Raw genomic sequence first — 2,530 nt, 5'->3', positions numbered from 1 at the left:
CCTCCGCTCGCCTTCCCAAACGAGCCACGGAAGCAATCTTTATCTTAATAATCAACTCGCTGAAAAAGGAGTCCAGATCCTGATTCCGGTTCATATCCGGTTTGGCTACAAAGTCTATCGCTCCAGCGTTAAGAGCATCAAAAACACTCTCACTGAGAGCACTGATCATTACTACCGGCAACGGGTACTGGGGCATAAGCCGCCGCAAGAATTCAATACCGCTCATACGCGGCATTTCTACATCCAAGGTCATTACATCCGGTTTATGTTTGATAATCATATCCCTGGCCATAAAGGCATCGGCTGCAGTAGCCACCACCTCTATAGCCGGATCACGGGAAATACCACGCGCCAGGGTTTCCCTAAACAGAAGAGAATCATCCACTATCAGCGTTTTTATTCTTCTGAGCCGCAAGAAGCAACTACTCCTTTCTATAAACGGCTGGCATCACATAGCTAAATCTATTATTATCCCAATTAATTGACTCGGCCTGCCCTATGAAAAAGTAACCACCATCCTCGATAGAGTCGTAAAAACGCTGAATCAGCTTGCTCCTGGTGCTGGAATCAAAATATATCAAAACATTGCGACAAAAAATAACCTGAAATGCTTTTTTAAAAGGAAAGGGGCTTTCCATCAGGTTGAACCGGCGAAATATGACTTGTCTTCTAATTCTTTCTCTTATCCTGAAACTATCCCGGTTAGTCTCCTGAAAATACCGTAGTTTCCAACTGGCAGGCAAAGCTGCAATTTCCTCCTCCGTGTAAACCGCCTCCCCGGCTTTTTTAAGGGCTCGCGTGGATATGTCAGTGGCCAGTATCCGCGTATCCCATGCTGCCTGTTGGGAGCTAAAGAAATCACTAATTATCATAGCCAGGGTATAGGCTTCCTCACCACTACTGCAACCGGCACTCCAGATACGGAGATCCCGGTTTTTCACCCGGTTCAGCAGCCCAGGCAGTACACTATCCCGGAAAAAGTCAAAATGCTGGCTTTCCCGCATAAAGTAAGTGTGATTGGTGGTAATGCGATCCAACATAGCGGTGATGCTTTCTCCGCTGAAATCCTGCAGCAGGTGATTATAAAAGGCGGCAAAGTTGGAAAATCCCGTTTCAATTAAATAACTGCTCAAGCGGCTTTCAATCAGGTGTTTTTTCTGTTTCAAATCAATGCCGCAATAATTATAAACATAATTAGATAGCCAGTGAAACTCCTGTTGCGACAAGTTAATCATACTATCACCCGCTTTTCACATTAGCGCCCATGTCCGCAGAGAAAGTTCCTTAGATAAGTTAAATAGTAAGCTAGTATTTATCGAACTCTTTATCACTAAGCGATATTTGCAGCCTGGTATTCTCGCGGGAACCAGCTTCCCTGGCTCTGGTTTCTCTTGTCTCTACCAACTGCATTATTTTCTGTTTCTGCAGCAGTTCTTTTACCAGGGCTAACATCTCTGGGCTCAGATCAGACAATTGCATAGCACGCTCATCTCTTTTCTTTAAGGTAAACTTGCTGACTTCGTCCTTCATTAAAACAGCCTGACTGGACAACTCCTCGGCGGCCGAAGCGCTTTCCTCGGCAGTAGCAGCATTGGTTTGCACCACCTGGGAGATCTGTTCGACTCCCTTGTCTATCTGGGATATACCGGTGGCTTGGTCATTGGAGGCAACCGCGATATCTCCTATCAGAGTAGCCATCCTGGTGACTCCTTCCACAATTTTACCCAGGGCTTCGGCGGTTTCGTTGGCTATTTTGGTTCCGGCTTCGGTTTTCTTAATTGAACCCTCTATCATGTCTGTAGTTTCCCGGGCGGCACCAGCACTACGCGCCGCCAGGTTTCGTACTTCTTCGGCGACCACTGCAAAACCTTTACCATGCTGTCCTGCCCGGGCTGCCTCTACTGCTGCATTCAAAGCCAAAATATTGGTTTGAAAGGCGATTTCGTCGATTACCTTGATTATTTTGGAAATATTGTTGGAAGATTCATTTATGGCTTCCATAGCTTCCAACATGGTTTTCATCTCTTCGTTCCCTTTGACGGCGTTATCGCGGGCAGTCAAAGCCAGGTCATTGGCCTGGTTGGCATTTGCTGCGTTCTGATTGGTCTGAGCCGCTATCTGAGTTATGGAAGCAGTTAACTGCTCAATGGCACTGGATTGTTCAGCTGCCCCTTGAGCTAAAAATTGGCTGGAACGCGCTACCTGCGCAGAACCATCGGCTACCTGATCAGAGGCCATATTGATGCCGCTCATAGTTTCATTCAATGAAGTGATGATAAAATTTAGTGAATCCTTGATGGCGCTAAAATCACCCCGGAAATCCTGCTTTATTTCTACATCCAGATTATTCCGGGCCATTTGAGTTAAAACGCTGGAGATTTCATTTACATAGTTCTTAAGGGCCTCAATGGTACTATTAAGTGTATCCTTAATTAGCCTAAAATCTCCCTTATAATCTCCCTCGACATGGACCCCCAGGTTTCCTTTTTCCATTTCTCTCATCACTGCTGATAGTTCCTTCATAGGCCCA

At 45.9% G+C, this 2,530-nt stretch carries 3 protein-coding genes; all 3 read right to left on the bottom strand.

All coding sequences use genetic code 11. The features are described from left to right. Positions 1 to 415, bottom strand: a 415-nt coding sequence (locus PHP87_RS09395) for a response regulator (RefSeq protein WP_299920607.1), incomplete at its 3' end; no start/stop codon positions are given. 7 nt (positions 416 to 422) lie between these two features. Then, positions 423 to 1,235 (bottom strand): protein-glutamate O-methyltransferase CheR, encoded by an 813-nt coding sequence (locus tag PHP87_RS09390; RefSeq protein ID WP_299920605.1) that lies wholly within the window; start codon positions 1,233 to 1,235, stop codon positions 423 to 425. Between the two features lie 70 nt (positions 1,236 to 1,305). Next, positions 1,306 to 2,530, bottom strand: a 1,225-nt coding sequence (locus PHP87_RS09385) for a methyl-accepting chemotaxis protein (protein WP_299920603.1), incomplete at its 5' end; no start/stop codon positions are given.

The organism is Syntrophomonas sp. (genome assembly GCF_028707975.1).
Classification (GTDB): Bacteria; Bacillota; Syntrophomonadia; order Syntrophomonadales; family Syntrophomonadaceae; genus Syntrophomonas.
This window is presented reverse-complemented; position numbering and strand designations above follow the sequence as displayed.